Source organism: Pseudoalteromonas sp. EB27, from assembly GCF_001974875.1.
In the GTDB taxonomy this organism is placed as follows: Bacteria; Pseudomonadota; Gammaproteobacteria; order Enterobacterales; family Alteromonadaceae; genus Pseudoalteromonas.
In genome coordinates this window covers 241,258-261,673 of the sequence record NZ_MTQD01000002.1, presented here as the reverse complement: position 1 = coordinate 261,673, position 20,416 = coordinate 241,258, and the positions used below count along the sequence as shown (strand labels likewise).

The following is a 20,416-nucleotide window of genomic DNA, read 5'->3' as shown; positions in this document are numbered from 1 at the left end:
CAAATGCGAACAAGGAAAGCTCCTTATTTGCTGTTGTGCAAACACGCTGCGGCACCAATTAGTGGAATATTATCTTGTGTTACAAGTGTTACAGGAATTTGCCCTGCGTACTGCGACATAATACCCTTTTGCGAAAATCGTTCAACAAAACGACTTTCTAAAAGTCTTGCTTGCATTCGAGGCAGTATTCCACCGCCGATAAATAGTCCACCTAGAGCCCCGTAAACAACAGCTAAATCGCCAGCTACACTGCCAATCCAATCACAAAACTGGTTTAGCGTTGCATCACACACATCACATTCACCGCTATTTGCTAGGCTACTAATTTGCGCTGCATCTAAATTTTTAGCTGTTACACCCTTAACCGCAGACATCGCTTTATATAAATGCGTTATGCCAGGTCCTGAAAATACAGTTTCGATAGAAACGTGGGGGTGGTCTTTACGTAATTCATTTAATAATAAAGTATCGAGTTCATTAACGGGTGCAAGTGATATATGCCCACCTTCTGAACTTAAAACAGCGGTAGATTGCGATGTTCTTACTAAACATGCAGCACCAAAACCAGTACCTGGGCCTATAACACCAATGTTTGCATTGTCATCAGCTTGACCTGATTTAACAATTACATTTTGTGTAGGATCTAAGTAAGGAGCAGCGTACGCAAAAGCAGCAAAATCGTTAATGACTTCTAGTTGAAGTAAATTAAAGTGTGCTTTAAATTCACTAACACTAAAATGCCAACCTAAATTGGTTAAGTGTACTTGCCCAGCTTTTATTGGACCTGCAACGGCTAAGCATGCGCGTTTAGGGGTAATATGCGAAACTGTTTGTAAATATTGTTCTAGCGCACTTTCAAGTGAACCAAAATTAGCACTAGGGAATATATTAATGTGCTCTATTACAAATTGGTTAATGTCTTCATTAAAACCAGTTATTAAAGCAAAGCGGGCATTAGTGCCGCCAACATCAGCAACTAAGATGGGATCAAATTGGGCAGAAGAGTTTAGGCTCATAGTATTATCTCTTTTGTTAAGCGACTCGTGCTTATTATTTTACAATGGTATACCATTGTTATTTATACTTTGAGCTATCACCTCAAAGTAGCTATCACAGTAAAAAATGCTGTCTATAAAAGATATTGACAGCGAATACGTTTTGACAACAAAATGATAAAACACTGACATTATGACACCGGTGTCATGAATTTATCAATAAAAATATACGTTAATTCACAAAAAGCTTGAAATTATTCATTAATAAACGAAAATGACACAATTATTTATCAATTTAATTAAGTTGTAACAATGAAAGGTAAAGCCACCTCATTTGATATTGCCCACTATGCAGGGGTATCTCAATCAACTGTATCTCGCGCTTTACGTAACAGCCATCTTGTTAATGAAGAAACACGTAAGCGTGTTTTCGATATAGCTAAAAAACTTAATTACAAAGTTGATAAAAATGCCAGCAACTTAAGGACTCAGCAAAGTAGTACGCTAGCATTACTTCTTTTCGAAGACCCTACTTCTGATGAGTCACAAATTAATCCGTTCTTTTTAGCCATGCTTGGCAGCATTACCCGTGCTTGCGCTAAAGAAGGTTACGATTTATTAGTATCATTTCAATCGGCCAGCGCTGATTGGCAAGCAGACTATGAAGATAGCCACAGAGCCGATGGTATTATTTTACTCGGTTATGGCGATTACATTGATTACCAACCAAAATTTAACACCCTACTTGAACAAAACACTAAGTTTGTTTGTTGGGGCGCAACGGTTGATAATCGCCCAGATTTAACTGTTTGTTGTGACAACTACGGTGGCGGTAAGCTTGCCGCTGAGCACTTTATTGCTCACAGCAGAACTGATTGCGCTTTTATTGGTGATGCATCTGATCATAGCCCTGAATTCTTTAGTCGTTTTCAGGGCTTTAAAGATGAGCTATTGGCTAACAACGTAAAAATAAACGAACGTAAAATGGCTAATGCTATATCTACTGAAGAATCTGGGTATCACGCCACTCGTTCGCTTATCGCTAATAATATTAAATTTAACGCCTTATTTGCCGCAAGCGATTTAATTGCTATTGGGGCTATACGTGCACTTAAAGAAGCAAATATCAACGTACCAAAAGATGTTGCGGTAGTCGGCTTTGATAACATAGCCATTGCTAGTTATGTAAACCCACCGCTGACGACGATAGAGCAAAACACTACTGTTGCTGGGCAAATGCTTGTAGAGAACTTATTAAAACTGATACGTGGTGAAGAAGTACAAAGTACCCTATTAGCTCCTATTCTCATTCCTAGAAGGTCAAGCTGAGCCTTCATATTGTGTAAGTATTGACTACGAGCTGTTCACATTCATTTACAAACAACATAAAAAACATAAAAAACATAAAAAGCATAAAAAACAATGAACTAAAAAAATGAAAAGTTCATAAACCACACTTTTTGGTCAAAAAACCACCCAGCTAGCCCTCCCACAGCCATAGAGCCCTGTTAACCATATTTACTATTTTGTTTCCTTAATGTAAATTTATTGTGCCGCTATGATCTTACCTTCTAACTTTATAGCTTAAATAACAATAATACCTCAGGGATCTACATATGTTTAAAACTAAAGCTCTATCAAATGCAATAAGATACTCCTTATTGCTAGGCTCTGTAGCCTTAGCGCCTAACGCGCTGGCTCAAGAAAATGATTTGAATTCAGACGTGGAATTAGAAGAAGAAGCACCTGAACGAATAGTTGTAACAGGCTCACGTATAAGAAAAGCTGAATTCTCAAATGCATCACCAATTCAAATTATCAATGGCGACTTATCTCGTGAAATGGGTTTATTTGATGCAGGCTCAATGCTTCAATCGACCAGCCAAGCGGCTGGTGCTCAAATAGATAATACATTTGGTGGTTTTGTACTAGATAACGGCCCGGGCGCTGCAACAATCGGATTTCGTGGTTTAGGTGCTGAGCGAACTCTTGTACTTATTAATGGTCGAAGAATGGCTCCTGCTGGCGTTGGTGGTGCACCAACATCCCCTGATTTGAATTTAATACCTGGCGTGATGATTGAGCGTGTAGAGAATTTATTTGATGGCGCATCAACCGTTTATGGTTCTGATGCGGTAGCTGGTGTAGCTAACGTAATATTGAAAAAAGATGTTGAAGGTTTTATTTTTGATGCATCTTATCGTCAACCTAAAGGTGAAGGCGGTGAAGAAACTGTACTTTCGGGTATGTGGGGCAAAACCATGGATAATGGTTTTATCACTGTAGGTGTTGAATATTCAGAACAAAAATCTCAATCTTTATCTGGCAACCCTTTTGTTAAAGGGTGTGAAGAGCGTATTTGGGAAGCTGAAGATGGCAGTATCGTAACGCGAAACAGTGGCTATGGTCCTGTAGCAAGCGGTGAAGATTCATGTGATATTTTCCCTTTAACAAATCGTATTAGCGTACCTTCTTTCTTTGGCAGTGTTTATTACACTCCTAACTTCACAAACACTGGTATTCCAAACTTCAGCGAATCAACTGTACCATCAAGTCTTGAAGGATTTTTACCTTCATGGGTAGCTGGTGATTTCGATGGCGATGGTATTAATGATGGTGTATTTGTTGATGGTAACGGCGATGGTTTCCGTGACGTTGACTTCCAAGACCCTCTATACGCTTTCCAACAATCGGATTACTACAAAAGCGGTGATTACAGAAGTAAAAATGAACGTATCTCACTAATGCTTAATGGTGAATACAACTTCCAAGATGATAACGACACAACTTTCTACTATGAAGGTTTATATGCGAGTCGTAAATCACCAATTTTTAGCCCTGGTGCACAAATATTTCAACAAGTAGCGGCATCAAACCCGTATAACCCATGTGGTACAAACGGTATTGACTGTTTTGGCGTGTTAGGTGTGGGCCCTGGTGGACCTGAAGCCGTTCAGCCAATCATCAACATTCGTGGTGACCGTGATCAAACTGAGGTTGAAGTATCACAATACCGTTTAGTTACCGGTGTTACTGGTAACCTTGGTATGTTTGAAAATATTGGTTTAGACAATTGGTACTACGACGCGTCTGTATCGTACAGCGCATCAAAAGGTACTGACCACCGAGTTGGTATTGATGAAGAACGCTTAATTAACTCTTTAGAAACTGCTGTTCTAAATGATGATGGGACTGTTACCTGTGGTACCGGTTCTGATGGTTGTGTTCCTGTTAATTTATTTGCAGACAGTATTTACCAAGAAGGTGGCGGTACGCTTTCACCTGAAGAAGCGGCCTATTTGTTTATTGATCGCGACATCGAAACAAAAGTAAACCAGTTTGTTTTTAATGCATTCATGGGTGGTGATTTCTTCGCGCTACCATGGAATAACGAAACTGTTGCAGGTATCGTTGGTATTGAATATCGTCGTGATGAGATTGAATCAAATCCAAATGCTGCAGCATCTCAAGGCCTACTATGGGGCTACTTTGCTGACCAAGGCGCTGATGGTTCTCGTAATCTAAAAGAAATATTCACAGAAGTTGACTTCCCTTTACTTAAAGGAGTTAAAGGTGCTGAAGAACTTACATTTACAGCTTCTGGCCGTGTTTCTGAAGAATCTTTCTACGATGCTGAATCAACTTATAGTCTTAAAACTATCTACCGTCCTGTTGATTGGTTTACTTTACGTGCAACAAAAGGTACTTCTTATAGAGCGCCAAACTTACGTGAACGTTTCTTAAACGGTACGTCTGGTTTTAATACAGTTGCCGACCCATGTGTTGTTCCGGAAGATGCTCGTAATATAGACCCATTGAACCCAGGTTCAGCAGCTACATATAATGCGGCTGAAGAAACACGTGATACAGCAGTACTAAACGCTTGTCAAGCATCAGGTATTGATCCAACTACTCTTGGTTTAGGTCAAGGTGGGACTGATTCATATACTGGAACTTATAGCGCTGAGATTGAAACTGGCGGTACAACTGAGCTTAGTGCTGAAACATCAGTGGCTAAAACATACGGTTTTATCTTTGAACAACCGTTCACTGATGCATTTGATTTAACAATGTCATTAACTCGTTTTGATATTGAAGTAACAAATAGTATTGCAGAGCCAAGCGCTGGTTACAGTATTGGTCAGTGTTATTCTGCTGATGGTAATGATGCTTTCTGTAGCCGTATAGGGCGTGACGAAAATGGTCAAATTGATTTAGTTGATGCTAGCTTTATCAATATTGGCTTAATCTCATCTAAAGGTTTTGATTACAATATCTACTTTGAAACAGATACGGTAATTGCAGAAGAAAACTTAGGTATTACACTAGACCTTCAAGCTACGCGCATGACAGAGCAAGTTTTTGATGTACTTGGTACTATTGATGACAATATGGGTGAGCCAGATTCACCAGAATGGCGCGGTACAGCACGCTTACAACTTAAATATTCTGATTTTAGATTTAACTGGGAAACACGTTTCATCGGTAAAGGTCGTGAAGATGAAGATGATTTAGGTGAATTCGAAGAAGGTACTGCAGGTTGTCGTGGTTTAACTGACGCAAATGGTGCTCCACTTAAATGTCGCCCTGTAGGTTTCACTGATGACTACTTTGTGCATAACATTGGTATGACTTGGTCTAACGATGCTTATAAAGTGAACTTTGGTGTACGTAACGTATTTAATGAAGCTCCACCAAAAGTAGATCCAAGTGGCTCTTTCTCAAATACTAACATCCCTCTAGGTGTTGGTTATGATACTTCAGGACGTAGCCCATACATCAGTTTTACAGCTTCTTTTTAATTAGAATTGGCTGAGTATATATTCAATCCAGATGGCCTAAAATTTTAGGCCATTTTTTTTGAGGGAATAAAAAATGAAACTTAAAAAAAGAATGTTAGTAGGATTTACCTTACTAAGCCTATCTTCTTTCGCTAATAGCGAAACTGAAGATGCGACACAAATGAGCAGTATCGATGCTTTTTCAATGTCATCGGCTATCCGTAGTGTTGTAGCATCACCTGATGGTAAGAAGCTTGCTATTTTAAGAGCCACTACCAAAAATGGTGACTATATAATTGAGATAAGAGATCCAAATAACCTAGAAGCAGACCCAGTAAGGTTGGGCGCTGATAAAATGCTGATATCTTCCATCGTATGGTTAAACGATGAAAAAATTGGCGTTATGTTTAGACAAATACTAGAAGATGGTAGTCGCAAGTATTGGGTTAATAAGTTTGCAATAACTGATGCAGATGGTAAAGGCGACTGGTTATTGCCATTTAAGAAAAAACGAAATATTCAATTTAATATAATAAATATTCTTCCTGACAAAAAAGATGAAGTATTAGTAGAGGTTGATATTAATAATAACTACATTCCAGATGTAGTGCGCTTTAATATTAATACTGGACGAAGCGTTACTGTAATGCGCGGAAATGAAAAAGTATCAGGCTCATTTGTTTCTGACTACGATGGTGAAATAAGAATAGCCCAAGGTTGGAATAAGTCTGATAACGCAATCGATTATTATGCCCGAGATAAAGGCAATGATGATTGGAAAGTAATTAAGCAAGTTAGCCCTAAAAAGCGTGAAAATTTTGAGATATTAGGGTTCGCAAAAAGTAATCCTAACGAAGTTTATGTTAACGCCAACTTGGGCGAAAATACGACTGGCATCTATATTTACAATATTAAAACAGGTCAGTATTCTGAACGCCAATTTGGCCTTAAATCGGTAGATACCGACGGTGTTATACTTGATACAGACGGTACTTTACAAGGCTTTCGCTATACCACCAAGCAACCTAAGTTTTATTTCACAGATCCTAACCTTCAAGCACTTAACGAATCTGTTGCTTCTTTATTTAAAGATAAGTTTGTGCAAATCATTAGTAGTTCTGATAACGATAATGTATTAGTAGTGAGAGTATCTGCTGACGATAACCCAGGCAGCTATTACATTGTTACTAATAAACAGAAGTTAACCAAAATTGGTGATCGACTTCCGTTTATTGATAAAAGTAAACTAGGATCCGTTAAATATATCTCTTATAAAGCAAGAGATGGACGCAAAATAAAAGCGTATGTAACAATTCCTGCGACTAAAGGTCCTTACCCCGCAATAGTACTCCCTCACGGTGGTCCTTGGGTGCGCGACTCTATTGTTTTTGATGATTGGGCGCAGTTACTCGCCTATCATGGTTACGTTGTTATTCAACCAAACTATCGTGGTTCTACTGGTTACGGTTTAGAGCATTGGATAGCAGGTGATAATAACTGGGGCTTGAAAAAACAAGATGATTTAGACGATGCCGCGCAGTACTTGATCGATAAAGGCTTAGCAACAAAAGATAAGCTTGCTTTATTTGGTTGGAGTTATGGCGGTTATGCTGCATTTGCTGCATCTATGCGTGAAAACAACATATATAAATGTGTTGTTGCCGGTGCGGGTGTAAGTGATTTGAGTCGTATCAATGCAACTCTTAACGAAAATCGCTTTTTAAGTATTTTACAACGCCCTACTATTTCTGGTGTCTCTCCTGTAGAGCAAGTAAATAAAGTAAATATTCCGATACTGGTTGTACATGGTGATATAGATAGTCGTGTTCCAGTAAAACACAGTAGAGACTTCGTATCTGAGCTTGAAAAGTACAAAAAAGACTTTAAATATATTGAGCTAGAAGATGCCGATCACTTTTCTGATACGCTTTTTTACGATCATAAAAAAGAGTTTTATACTGAGTTATTATCGTGGTTTGATAATAAATGTGGGCTCAAATAATATAATTAAAGGGTGACATTCATTTTTATGAAGAGAATTATTTAGTTTTAATACCGAGTTACTACATAATAGAAAGGCCTCTAAATTTATCTAGAAGCCTTATTTAATAACTACAGCATTTTATACCAATCCGCAATAATACTTAATCATTTCGCGGGGCTAAACGTGTCGCTAACTGCGTTAAAAAATTCTTATTTAGAACAACTAAATAGCGAATTTTTTGCCTAGCTATCAACACGTTCTTCCTGCCTCAAAATAGATCACTTAATTAAGCGAATTGGTATTATATATTATTTTTTTAGAGACTCGGCAACTACAGGATAATAATCCCAAACTTGTTTATCACTGAGTGAGCGTACAAGCTTAATGTATTCTGCGTGTGTCCAAGCTAGAGGTGTTGCTGAGTTTGTACCCTCGCCTAACTCATAACCTGCTTTATTTACGCCTACGCCATCCCATACTTGCTCCGGTAGCATCATGCCGCTATTAGCAAACTGCTCTAAACCTTTTACGTAACTATTTTTAATGTCCGCTTGTTTTGCATCATCAAGCGCATTATTTGCATTTGCAGCTGCTATTTCATAATGCCCGCGCTCACCTGTAAAAAATGGCCATACACGACCACGTTGGCCTGGCGTGTTGCTCCCGCTTTCGGCGTAATTAGTGCCTGTGGTTTCATCTTCGCCGTAACCGTCGTTACCATAACGGCGATAGCCTGCAAATGTGCCGCTACCATCGGTATAGTTAAAGCTGTATTTAACTTGTAAGTTATCTTCAAGCGTTTCGTCGTCATACTCAGGCAGGGTTTTAACTATACTTGCATCCTTGGCACTTCTTACTCCGTAGCGGACTAATTCTAAAAACCCACCGTCTAAAATCTGCTTTTTGTTAAAACCTTCACGGCCATTGTTGGCGTTAATTTTAGTATTAGAGTTAGCGTCGGTGTCTTGACCTATACGAATAAAATACTCGCCATCGGTGCTATCACCTTTTAAATTACCTTGAGTGGTAAACATTTGCGATTCTATATTACTGTTGTACTTTTTAGCCGTTGCTAAATAACGATCAGCATTTTGAGTATCACCACTGAGTGTTGCTATGTCACTGGCTGTTATAAGGCCAGCAACAACGGCAGCCGTTGTAGAGGGAGAATAACCACTTTGCTCTTCCCAGCGCTCTTGCTGTGTTGCAGGTGGAGTGATTTGCATGTCGTTCCATAAAATTTTAGCTCTTCCGCCATTAACTAAAAAGTCAGCTGCCGGTTTTAGCATGCGTGCGTACCAACCTTTAAGTTCGTTATCACTTAGTACGTTTGCTTGATGTAACTTCCACGCGAGCATAATTGGCATAGCCGTTTGATCTAGCTGTACCCCTACCCATTCAAGTTCACCGTCAACATGTGTTTTTTGTAAAAACCAGCCAGTGTCGCCATTGTTACCGGGAGTTTTGCTAGTAACTTGTACTTTTTCAAGGTATTCGAAGGCCGTTTTTGCAGTGGCTGTATCGCCTAAGGCCATAAACGCCATAGCTACTTGATAAAAGTCACGAACCCATACCGCTTTGTAACCTGTAGAACCCTCTTTGGCTGAAACAGTTTCACCCCAAGGATTAGAAAGTGAGGCAATGAGCGCACCCGCATTGGTTTTGTCCTCTTGCGCTTTTAGCACCATTGCACTGGTATAAAGTAGCTTACCGTCATCGGCTGTTTGATTAACCATGGCGTTTAATGGCTCAAGGCTTTGTAAATAATCTTCCCAGCCTAGCGCTTCACCTTTACCGTTGTAGGCATCAAGCACATTTTGATAACCTTTAGATAAGCTCTGCGCACCTTGTTGATGGCTTTGCTGCTGGGTTTTACCAAAGCTTAGTGCTAAATCAAATGTGGTATTACTATCGATATTACCAAGCTCTGCCAGCAGAGTGACGTTACCTGCCTTATCGCCAGTGTTTGAATATTGTTTGCTTAGTGTGTGTTGTTTTTTAAGTGAGGTGATGCCATCGCTCACACCTGTAAAGCCTACACTTTGCATTTTGAATGGCGTAGATGATTGCAACGTTAAAAAGTTATCGTCTTCCCAGGCAACTAAGCCTTGCTCAGTGGTTTTTGCAAAATCACCTAAGCCGTTGTTGTTTATATAAGGGTTAACAGCAACATACGCTCTCACGCCTTTAAGTGATGTATTAAAAATACTGCGTACAAACAATGTTTGTCCGCCTGGATCGGTGAATATGTGTTTTTCGAGGGTAAAACGCCCTTGCTTATCTGTGCTTGTTACTTTGTAAGCAAGCGATAGTGGTCTACCTTTATCGTCTTTATGTAAGTAATCAATTGTAACGTCTAAGTCGTCAGCTTCAGTGACTGTAAAGTCTTTACCGGTTACTACAAACTGCATATCTTTGATTTGTGCTTGGTGAATGAGTCCAAACATAGTTTCGGTGATCATACCTTTAGCAATTGAAAACCATACTTTTGATACTTCACCTGTCGCAGCGTTGTTATTATATTGGCCGTTTTGGTATTGCTCAAAAGAAGTACCAATTCCGGTTTTACCCGCGTAAGCCCAAAATGGTTCAGCTCCTGGTGCGCCAGGAGCGCCAGAAGCGGCTGAAACTGTAGCGTCAATATTTTCGTTATTCTTATTTTGTGCACCACAGGCTGTTAAACCCAAAGTTAAAATAGCAGTGGTAATAAGGTTATATTTTTTCATTGTGTGACCCTTAGTTTGAATTTTTAACGCGCATTACAGCAATTGCAGCAACAACGAATGATGCAGCACCAATTAATAATGCGTAAATAGGCTGATTAGAAAATACGTGTCGTAAAATAAGCCCTAAAATACTAGCGGCAAGCAATTGCGGTATAACAATAAAGAAGTTAAAAATACCCATATACACGCCCATTTTGTTACTCGGTAGTGCATTACTTAACATTGCATAAGGAAGCGATAAAATAGAAGCCCATGCAAAGCCAACGCCTATCATTGGAATAAGGAGCATTTTTGGATCTGTTATAAACATAAAGCTCGCAAGGCCCAATGCGCCTAGTAATAAGTTAAAGCAATGCGCGCCTTTTAATCCCATTTTTTTAACTAAAAACGGAATACACATAGCAGCAATAGCCGCAAAGCCATTGTAAGCTGCAAATAAAATGCCGACCCAATCAGCCCCATCGTTAAAGGCTTTACTTGTTGCATCACTGCTGCCGTAATGAAAGCTTGTTACTGCGGCTGTGGTGTATATCCACATAGCAAATAACGTAAACCAGCTAAAAAACTGCACCCAAGCAAGCTGCTTCATTGCCTCTGGCATGGTAAATACATCTTGTACTACTTGGTAAAAACCGCCTTGTATTTTGTTAGCAGCCTTTAATGCGCTTGCTATCCACTGCACAATACCAAACGCTAGTAAGCCACCAGCAAGTAGGTATAACTCTTTTTCAAGCGATAAACCCATTACTAAAGCAAGTGTTGCTAAACCTAGCACCACAAAAATAATGGCACCTTTATTGAAGTTGATATCTACTAATGCGATGTTAGTCGGTTTGGCAGTGTAGTTTTCAAAAGCAGCTAATTGCTCAGGGCTATATTCTTTGGTTCGCATAACTGTCCAGAGAACTGCAACTAGCAATACAACCCCACCCCAATAAAATGAATATTTAACAGATTCAGGGATTTGCCCTGGCGCAGCAGTATTACTTACGTCAAACCAATTGGTCATCATCCATGGTAGTCCTGAGGCTAATACCGCACCAATACCAATAAAAAAGCTTTGCAAGCCATAGCCCGTAGCACGTTGTTTTTCTGGCAGGTTATCGCCTACAAGTGCTCTAAAAGGTTCCATAGTGACGTTGATTGATGCATCCATAATCCACAACATACCTGCCGCAATCCAAAGGGTTGGTGAATGCGGCATGATAAAGAGTGAGATAGTAGTAAGTACCGCCCCTATGAAAAAGAATGGACGTCGACGACCAAAACGTCCCCATGTTTTATCACTCCAATAACCAATTATTGGTTGCACTATTAAACCTGTTAGCGGTGCTGCAACCCATAAAATAGGAATATCATCAACTTGTGCGCCTAGGGTTTGAAAAATACGGCTCACATTGCCGTTTTGTAGTGCAAAACCAAATTGAATGCCTAAAAAGCCAAAGCACATATTCCATATTTGCCAAAAACTTAGATTTGGTTTGTTGCTGTCATAATTATTATTTTGATTATTCATGATTAGCCTTATTAGTTAAAACTGCGCTACTAAATGCATCTAGCGAAAGCATAAGCTTTGTAACTTCTTTGTCAGTGATGATCTTTACCGTATTTTGTTCAAGTAAGTCGTGTAGCGGTTTATTTCGCTCAAAGGTCTTTACTTGCTCTGGTGTTAAATTAATTAATACCGTTTGTGGCTCCTCACTAAAATTACTAAAAACATAAATAGATTGCTGTCCCAGCGTGCGTACAAAACCAACAACACGCTCGCTACCACTAACCGAAAGCGCTGTCATGGTTCCACCTACAACAGCGGGTAAACTATTAAGAGCCATTATTGCTTTATAATAATCACGAAGTGATGCTTGTTCGCTCGTTAAGTTAGCGCCGTCGAATTTACCTTTATTCATCCATGCTTGATGCGCTGGTACACCAATATAATCAAAAATGCTGGTGCGAGTAGGTGTTCCAAAACCTGCGTTTTCAGATCCGTCCTCTCCCACATCTTGGGCAAAATATAATAAAGTGGGTGCGCGACTAATTAAGCTAGAAACGACCATTGCTGGTTTCCCCCAGCGTGCATCACCTGCAAAATCAGGGCTAGCAATGCGTTGTTCGTCGTGATTTTCTAAAAAGTGCAGCATGTGCGCTTCAATATCAGTAACTTGGCTTTGGGCTGGAAAAATAGTATTGGCAGCTTGCTTATTCTGCATAATGGCTTTTAATGTGTCGTAAAAGCCGACTTTGTCATACAAGTAATCCATTTTTCCTTGCTGAATATACGCTCTGTACATTTGTGGGTTGTAAACTTCAGCCAATAAAAACGCATCGGGCTTTTGCATTTTTATTGATGAATTTAAAAAGCTCCAAAATTCAACCGGTACCATCTCGGCCATATCGTACCTAAAGCCATCAACGCCTTTATCGAGCCAGTACAAAATGATGTCTCTAAATTTATACCAACTATTAGGAAGCTTTTTATTTTGCCAAAACGCATAATGAGCGCGATAATCTTGGTTTTCTAGTTCTTTGGGTAATGCAGGAAAGTCATAGCTGCCATCAGGCTTAACGCCATAATTCACTCTTACGGTTTCGTACCAATCGTTAATATCTGGCTTTGGTGCACGCGCACCATTACCCGTCCATTTTGCTGGGGTTTCATCAAAAAAACCGTCAGCTAAAGGGTGAGTATTACCCCCTAAAACTATATAGCTTTGTGATGTTGGAACCTGAAAAGACTGACCTGGTACATAATAAAAGTTATTATTTTTATCGTACTCTTTGCTGGTGTCGTCTTGTTCACCAAAGTCTTTTATTCCCTTGGGTTTTGCTACTGATTTATAATTACGAGCCACATGGTTAGGTACAATATCTATAACCACTTTCATGCCATGCTTATGAGTGCGTTCAATCAGGTCACTAAACTCACCCATTCTATTGGTCACATTTATGGCTAAATCTGGGTTTACGTCGTAGTAATCTTTTATTGCATAAGGTGAACCTGCACGGCCTTTAACTACATCAGGGTCGTCTTGCGTAATTCCATACTCGGTATAATCGCCCACTAGCGCATGATGTAAAACACCGGTATACCAAATATGGGTCGTCCCCAATTCTTTAATACCTTTAAGTGCAGCATCGTTAAAGTCGGAAAATTTACCTACGCCATTTTGCTCTTTCGTACCCCAAGGCACATTCGCGGTCTGTGTGTTGCCAAATAAGCGTGTAAATACTTGGTATACAACAGGCTTTGTTAACTCATTTTGCGCCTGTTTAGGCGCTTGCTGTTGTTCGGTTTCATTATTGTCTGAGCACGCACTTGTTATAAGTGCGCTACATAGTAATGCAGGTACATAAACTGATTTTTTCATTGTGTGTCTTTTTGTCAGTAGTGTTATAGCTTTATACTAAAGATATCTGCAGCAAGCATACAGTTGCTGCATACGTATTCACTTAAACATTCACGGCGTATTAATCACTAATACCGTAGCAGCCATTGGCTTTAAGTTAATACTGTTAGTTAGTTTAAAAGTGTGTTGTTTGAATAATGCCTGCGCATTGGCATTTTTTGGTATAACTTCTTGCATGTAATCAAGATTATGCTTTTGTGTTACTTTGTTTTTATTCATAAAAACTAATACTGTTTGCGTATCACTAACACGAGCATAACTATACACACCATTGTTCGGACTAAAATGAACGAGCTTACCCTTTGTAAGTGCCGGGCTTTGCTTTCTAAAGTTAAGAAGCGTGCTTATAGTCTTGTGCATATCGCGCTGCTCTTTACTTAAACCTATTCCAGTAAACGCATTGGCGTTTTGATTTTTAAACCCACCTGGAAAATCAATACGTATATCACCATGATCTTTACTCGGCGTGTTATCCAATAATATTTCGGTTCCATAGTATATTTGAGCAATGCCGCGCGTTGTTAAAAACAAAGTCATCGCCATTTTAGTTTTAGCTAAGTCTTGCCCAAGCTCCGTATATACACGGCTCATATCGTGGTTATCAGCAAACACCATAATGTTATTGGTGTCTGGGTATAAAAAATCGTTAGCTAATGACTGATATACTTTAACCCAGCCTGTGCTCCAACTTTCATCTTCATTTAAAGCTCGAATTACCGCCTCTTGCAACGAAAAGTCCATCACACTGGGTAAGCTTGACACATACCCATCTTGATTAACTTTACCGCGCTGCCAATACGACGCTATTGCAGGGTTTGAAGTCCACTCTTCTCCAACAATATTAAAGTGTGGGTATTCATCCATAATGGCCTTGGTCCAATCACTTAAAAACGCTTTATCTGAATAAGAATAGGTATCTACACGAATACCGCTTAAATCTGCGTATTCGATCCACCAAATTGCATTTTGAATTAAATACTCATTTAATAATGGTTGGCGCTGATTTAAATCGGGCATGCTAGCGACAAACCAACCATCGCTAAATTGGCGTTTATCGTAGTTACTTGCGTGTGGATCTTGAATTGTTTGACGCGCATGGCTTGTGGCATTTTTGCCATTTTCAAACTGCCCATTAAAGTTAATCCAATCTTGAGTTGGTTTATCCTTCATCCACAGGTGCTCAGAACCAAAATGATTAAGCACCATGTCCATAACAAGCCCAATGCCCTGCTCTTTAGCCTTTGTTGACAACGTTTTATACAACTGGTTTGAACCCATACGTGGATCAACGTTGTAAAAGTCTGTAATCGCGTAACCATGATAAGAGTAATCAGGCATGTTGTTTTCAAGCACAGGTGTTAGCCAAAGCTGTGTAACGCCTAGATTATTTAAATACGGCAGCGCATTAATTACACCTTGAATATCACCGCCATGTCGCCCGCCTTTAAAGCTTGTATTTGCACTCTCTAGCATACCTCTAACTGTATCGTTTTTTTTATCACCATTTGCAAAGCGATCTGGGTTAATTAAATATAAAGCATCTGCATTTGTGAAACCTTGGCGTTGCGCGCTATGTTTATCCCGGGTAAGTAAAGGAAATTCAAAGCTATGTACTGGATCGCTACTCTTAAATTGAAGCGTTCCTGCTTTGGCGTTATCGCTAATATTTAAATGTAGAAAAGCATAATTCGGGTTGTCAGTGCGTATTACGTTATTAAGATTAACCCCTTTATACTTATCTAATTTAAATTCTTCGTTAGCTATATTTTGCTCATGTACGAGCACTGTGATGTTATTTTTATTCATGCCTACCCACCAATTGGCAGGCTCTACATTAAGTGCATAACTAAAGCTTGGTAAGCTACATACGCTTACTAGTAAAAGTGTGTTTAAAAATCGCATTGTTATACCTTTTTAATGCTGGCTAAAAAATTCTGGTGAGTTGGTAGCTGCGCAACTGTTGAGTTTATCAATGTTTTTAAAGTAGAGAATAAATCGCTCAGTTGATCATCACTTAGCGAATCAACAATATTGTTATAGTCATCAGGGATAAGCCCTTGCCCTATCATGACTTGCTGCCAAGCAACTTCAGCGAATAGTTCATCATCTTCCCGCACTACTTTGCCTGTTTGTTTAAATAAACTCAGTTTATGGGTAAGGGAATTTGGTATATCCATTTGCATGCATTGACGCCAAAACGGGGTATCTTCTCGCTCGGTGAGTTTATAATGCAAAATAATAAAATCGCGTATATGCTCTATTTCAATAACGCTTTGTTTATTAAACTGCGTTACTAACGCATCGCTAATGCCATTATGTGGAAATAGTTTAATTAAGCGTGTAACCGCAGTTTGAATTAAATGAATACTGGTTGACTCAAGCGGCTCTAAAAATCCACTTGATAAACCAACCGCGACCACGTTTTTATGCCACTGCTTTAAGCGCCGACCTGTTTTGAATTTTATAATACGGGGCTCTGTAATTGGCTCAGCGGGTAAGCTTTTTAGCAGTAACTGCTTAGCATCATCATCTGACAAGTATCTACTGCAATAGACAAGGCCATTGCCAATACGATTTTGGAGTGGTATTTGCCATTGCCAACCAGCACTATGTGCAATAGATCGCGTATAAGGTTTTAGCTCATTGGTACTTTTTGTTTGAACAGCCACTGCACTATCGCATGGTAAGTAATGAGACCAATCAATAAACCCTGTATTAAGTGTTTGCTCAATTAACAAGGCACGCAGCCCGGTGCAATCTATAAATAAATCACCACTAATTTGACTATCGTTATTAAGTGTTAGGCTTTTAATATTGCCTGTATAGCATTGTTCAACATGGTCTATTTTTGCATCTATATGTTTAACACCGCGCGATATAGCCAACTTTTTTAGATATTCAGCGTAAAGCGTCGCATCAAAATGATATGCATAACTCAGCCCAGGTAGTTGAGTATTTGGGATGGTATTTAAAGGGGCAAACCTATGCTGTTTAGCCGCTTGGTAATTGAGTGAAAAATCCCATAGTTCGTCTTCGCAACCCGTAACTTGGCCTTTTAACCAAAAATTATAAAAATCACAAAAGGGAAAATCTTTACCAAACGAGCCAAACGCATGCATGTAGCTATGCGATTGGGTTTTCCAGTTTTCGAACTCTATACCTAATTTTATTGAAGCATTAGTGGCATTAATAAAATCTTGCTCGTTTATACCCAGCGCGTTATTAAGTTGAATAATAGGCGGTATTGTTGCTTCACCCACTCCTATCGTACCAATAGCTGATGATTCTATTAGTGTGATATTAATTACTTTACCTAACACTTTATTAAGCAGTGCTGCTGTTATCCAGCCTGCGGTACCACCGCCTGCAATTACCACGTGTTTTATTGGTTTCATATTATTATCCACGTTTTATTAAATTTAAGTACGGTTAAAAAGTTAGGTAAACTAGCTATAAAAAAGCCCCTGTAACACAAATTACAAGGGCTTCTACACACAGTTTTTATTATAGCTTGTAGCTAAAGCCTAACAAGTAAGTGCGACCGTAATCTTGGTAATCACGTACTTGTAAAGCATTGTCGCCTGAAAGCGACGTAAACGGTTCTTCGGTCAGGTTTTGTACTTGGAACTGAATTGATAAGCCTTCAAGGCTCTCTATACCTGCTTCACTAAAGTCGTAACCCGCTTGAACATCCCAAATAGTTTCACCTAAAATATCAACTTGTTCCGTATCAAAGCCTAAACCATATACATCGCCTTTAAAGGCACTGCGTTTGCGCATACTAGTACGTAACTGCATACCATGCATTTCGTAGTAAACCGTTAAGCTTTGAATTTTATCTGAAAGACCAGGTAGTTCGTATTCGTTACCGTTTTGGTCCTCAATATCAGACTCAATACCAGTATGGCTGGCAATTAAACCAAAACCTTCAAGAGACGGATGGAAAATTTTAAATGGTAATGCCAGTGACAGCTCATAACCATATAAATCGCCACCGCCGCCATTTATTTTACCACTGCCAGTACCCGATGATGTTGCTGGTAATTCTCCGGTAGATGGATCTGCGACACCCGACATATCAATTGCGTAAGTACCGTCAAAAATCCACTGAGTTAAATCTTTATAGAAAAACGCTGCAGAGAAGTAACCCTCATCACTAAAGTAATTCTCGTAAGTAAAATCGTAGCCTGTTGCTTCTTTAGGCTCTAAATTTGGATTACCACCCGATACAGACCAATAGTTACCATTTTCATCTGGCGTTTGATTATATGATGCATTAACTGATGAATTCATTTCATCTAAGCGTGCACGAGAAATTGTTTTAGCAGCACCAAAACGTATCGTTTGTTGCTCATCAATCGCAAGTGACAGGTTTAAGCTAGGTAATACGTGTGAGTAATCATGACTTATGTTTGTAGGTGATGTAACAACCACACCATCAACAGTACTAAATGCATTACCTTGTGATGATTGATCAGTTTGTACATAACGCACGCCCACGTTACCCGTTAATGCAAGACCGCTTACTTCAGCATTAATATTTGCTTGAACAAATGCAGAAGTAATTTCTTCTTTTACAGTCCACGATTTCGTCGCATGACTTGTATTTGTTAAGCTCTCTGCAAGTAAGTCGTAATAACCATCGTTAACTAAGCCATTTACGTCATAAGCAATCATATCGCCCATGCCTATAAAGCCTAGGTCAACACTTCCGTTACGGTACTGTTCTGGCACGCTAAGCATGCCTGGGTTATCAAGCGAAAAGCTAGATAACGTCATAAAGTAACCTTCTGAATCTTTTGTTTTCTCACGTTCTTTGTAAGACATACCAAATTCAATAGAGCTTATGTACTCGTTTTCTAATACCTTTGAAGCCGCTATTTTTAATGTTGATAATTCATCTTCAATGGTCGGTGCATTAATAAAACCATCTTGCGCTTGGTTTTCATACTCAGTGCCAGTCAAACCATATTTATCGTTAAGTGCAGAGCTTGCACCCCACGATAGTGGGCCACCTAATTGTATTAAACCATAATCGCTATAATCTAAATCATGTGAAAAAGTAGCTCCAGTGTTACCACCATTAAATGTGTAACCCAAGTTATCTGCTACCCCGCGAGCATCACCACGACCAGTGCCTGAATAGCTTTCAACACTCCATATTTTGCGCTCTACTTGTGAGTAACTTGCATCAAACTCAACTGACCATAAATCGTCAATATCGTATTTAGTATTAAAACCAAAGGCTGTAAGTTCGGCTTCGCGTTCTTCATAATCGTTACGAACTACAACACGCTGACCTTGTGTTACTGCACTTGTTATAAAGCCAGATGCTTCATCAACTACAACACTATTTGGATCAATACTACCTTGTCCCCATGCAAATGGAACTTCAATACCGCGTAGAATTTTTTCATCTGTAAAATCTACATATAACGCATCAAACGTCATATTTAATTTATCTGTGGGCGCCGCTTCTAAAACAAGCATTGCCGAATCACGCTCAAGCGTTGATGAACGTACGTAAGGTTTAGCACCACCTAAAATTGAATAATCGTTACCATTTTCAGTGAATTCTGGATAACCCCATGAGTTCCAACGTTTTTCTTGATTTGGTGAACTCATGGTGTTTAGTGCAAATGCAACACCAATGGTATCGTCTGCAAATTGATCAATGTATGAAATAGTGCCTCGGTAACCGTCGTCGTTGCCGTCAGGGTTTAATTTACTAAAGCTGGTTTGCTCATACTGTCCATTTACTTGTACAACACGTTCGCCTTTGCTTAAAGGACGAACTGTTTGCATATTAATAACACCAGCAATACCCTCAGCATCAATACTTGCATTTGGCGTTTTATAAACAGTTACACCGCTCATTATTTCTGATGGGTAAAGGTCAAACTCTACACCACGGTTATCACCAATCGATACTTGTTCACGACCATTAAACGTTGTGCCACTTTCATTCTCGCCAAAACCACGAATAGAGACACGACTTGCTCGGCCGTCTAAGCGCTGAGCTGTTAAACCGGGTAAACGCGCAATCGATTCAGCAATTGAAGAATCTGGCAATTTGCCAATATCTTCAGCCGATATAGATTCTACAACCTGTGTAGAGAAGCGTTTTGTGTTAATAGACTCAACCACACTGCCACGAAAGCCTTTAACTTCGATAACTTCTACATCATCTTTTTTTATTGTATCTTCTTGAGCAGCCTGTGTAGCAAAGCTCGATAAGCCTGCAGCTGTTAATGCCAAAGTTAATATACTTGGTTTGAACATAGACATAATGTTTTCCCGTTACCCATATTGTGATACCCGCGTTCAATGTTTAAGTGATAGTTAAACAAGGCGAGCTAATTTTGTTGTCAGGATGAATATTAACGCCAGATTTATTTTATTAACAACTTTATGCATACGTATTCAACAATTTCAATATAGCCTAACATTAACATACATTACACACGTGCATTTTTAACCAATTGATTTTATTGGGAATAAGACAGATAAAAAACACAAGACA

The 20,416-nt window shown here is 39.3% G+C and carries 10 protein-coding genes; 3 read left to right on the top strand and 7 right to left on the bottom strand.

The window, feature by feature from the left end; genetic code table 11:
- Positions 1–23: 23 nt before the first annotated feature.
- On the bottom strand, positions 24–1,016 hold the full coding sequence (glk, locus tag BW142_RS03730; RefSeq protein WP_076923931.1) for a glucokinase: 993 nt from the start codon (positions 1,014–1,016) through the stop codon (positions 24–26).
- 291 nt (positions 1,017–1,307) lie between these two features.
- Between glk and BW142_RS03725 the strand changes: the two genes are divergently transcribed.
- The 3 genes from BW142_RS03725 to BW142_RS03715 all read left to right on the top strand — a co-directional run bounded on the left by BW142_RS03725 (position 1,308) and on the right by BW142_RS03715 (position 7,778).
- Complete coding sequence (locus BW142_RS03725) at positions 1,308–2,324, top strand: LacI family DNA-binding transcriptional regulator (protein ID WP_007582612.1); 1,017 nt, start codon at positions 1,308–1,310, stop codon at positions 2,322–2,324.
- A 287-nt stretch (positions 2,325–2,611) separates the two neighbouring features.
- Positions 2,612–5,797 carry a TonB-dependent receptor gene (locus BW142_RS03720; RefSeq protein ID WP_076923930.1) on the top strand — a complete coding sequence of 1,062 codons (3,186 nt, stop codon included), beginning with the start codon at positions 2,612–2,614 and terminating at the stop codon, positions 5,795–5,797.
- A gap of 73 nt (positions 5,798–5,870) precedes the next feature.
- Positions 5,871–7,778: a prolyl oligopeptidase family serine peptidase gene (locus BW142_RS03715; RefSeq protein ID WP_076923929.1), complete on the top strand. Its 1,908-nt coding sequence runs from the start codon at positions 5,871–5,873 to the stop codon at positions 7,776–7,778.
- Positions 7,779–8,068: 290 nt separating this feature from the next.
- On the opposite strand, the gene BW142_RS03710 is transcribed toward BW142_RS03715, so the two are convergent.
- The 6 genes from BW142_RS03710 to BW142_RS03685 form a co-directional block, all read right to left on the bottom strand.
- On the bottom strand, positions 8,069–10,486 hold the full coding sequence (locus BW142_RS03710; protein WP_076923928.1) for a glucan 1,4-alpha-glucosidase: 2,418 nt from the start codon (positions 10,484–10,486) through the stop codon (positions 8,069–8,071).
- 10 nt (positions 10,487–10,496) lie between these two features.
- Positions 10,497–12,002, bottom strand: coding sequence for an MFS transporter (locus tag BW142_RS03705; protein ID WP_076923927.1), 1,506 nt, complete (start codon positions 12,000–12,002; stop codon positions 10,497–10,499).
- Complete coding sequence (locus BW142_RS03700) at positions 11,995–13,854, bottom strand: alpha-amylase family glycosyl hydrolase (protein ID WP_076923926.1); 1,860 nt, start codon at positions 13,852–13,854, stop codon at positions 11,995–11,997. The genes BW142_RS03705 and BW142_RS03700 overlap by 8 nt, the downstream gene beginning before the upstream one ends.
- A 90-nt stretch (positions 13,855–13,944) precedes the next feature.
- Positions 13,945–15,795 carry a glycoside hydrolase family 13 protein gene (locus BW142_RS03695; RefSeq protein WP_076923925.1) on the bottom strand — a complete coding sequence of 617 codons (1,851 nt, stop codon included), beginning with the start codon at positions 15,793–15,795 and terminating at the stop codon, positions 13,945–13,947.
- A 2-nt stretch (positions 15,796–15,797) separates the two neighbouring features.
- The gene (locus BW142_RS03690; protein WP_076923924.1) at positions 15,798–17,288 is read right to left on the bottom strand and encodes a tryptophan halogenase family protein; all 1,491 of its coding nucleotides are present in this window, start codon (positions 17,286–17,288) and stop codon (positions 15,798–15,800) included.
- Between the two features lie 109 nt (positions 17,289–17,397).
- The gene (locus tag BW142_RS03685; protein ID WP_076923923.1) at positions 17,398–20,181 is read right to left on the bottom strand and encodes a TonB-dependent receptor; all 2,784 of its coding nucleotides are present in this window, start codon (positions 20,179–20,181) and stop codon (positions 17,398–17,400) included.
- Positions 20,182–20,416: the final 235 nt, after the last annotated feature.

Bases quoted from the DNA above. Each gene is read 5' to 3' on its own strand.
- glk (WP_076923931.1), bottom strand. From the start codon at position 1,016: ATGAGCCTAAACTCTTCTGCCCAATTTGATCCCATCTTAGTTGCTGAT.
- BW142_RS03725 (WP_007582612.1), top strand. From the start codon at position 1,308: ATGAAAGGTAAAGCCACCTCATTTGATATTGCCCACTATGCAGGGGTA.
- BW142_RS03720 (WP_076923930.1), top strand. From the start codon at position 2,612: ATGTTTAAAACTAAAGCTCTATCAAATGCAATAAGATACTCCTTATTG.
- BW142_RS03715 (WP_076923929.1), top strand. From the start codon at position 5,871: ATGAAACTTAAAAAAAGAATGTTAGTAGGATTTACCTTACTAAGCCTA.
- BW142_RS03710 (WP_076923928.1), bottom strand. From the start codon at position 10,486: ATGAAAAAATATAACCTTATTACCACTGCTATTTTAACTTTGGGTTTA.
- BW142_RS03705 (WP_076923927.1), bottom strand. From the start codon at position 12,002: ATGAATAATCAAAATAATAATTATGACAGCAACAAACCAAATCTAAGT.
- BW142_RS03700 (WP_076923926.1), bottom strand. From the start codon at position 13,854: ATGAAAAAATCAGTTTATGTACCTGCATTACTATGTAGCGCACTTATA.
- BW142_RS03695 (WP_076923925.1), bottom strand. From the start codon at position 15,795: ATGCGATTTTTAAACACACTTTTACTAGTAAGCGTATGTAGCTTACCA.
- BW142_RS03690 (WP_076923924.1), bottom strand. From the start codon at position 17,288: ATGAAACCAATAAAACACGTGGTAATTGCAGGCGGTGGTACCGCAGGC.
- BW142_RS03685 (WP_076923923.1), bottom strand. From the start codon at position 20,181: ATGTCTATGTTCAAACCAAGTATATTAACTTTGGCATTAACAGCTGCA.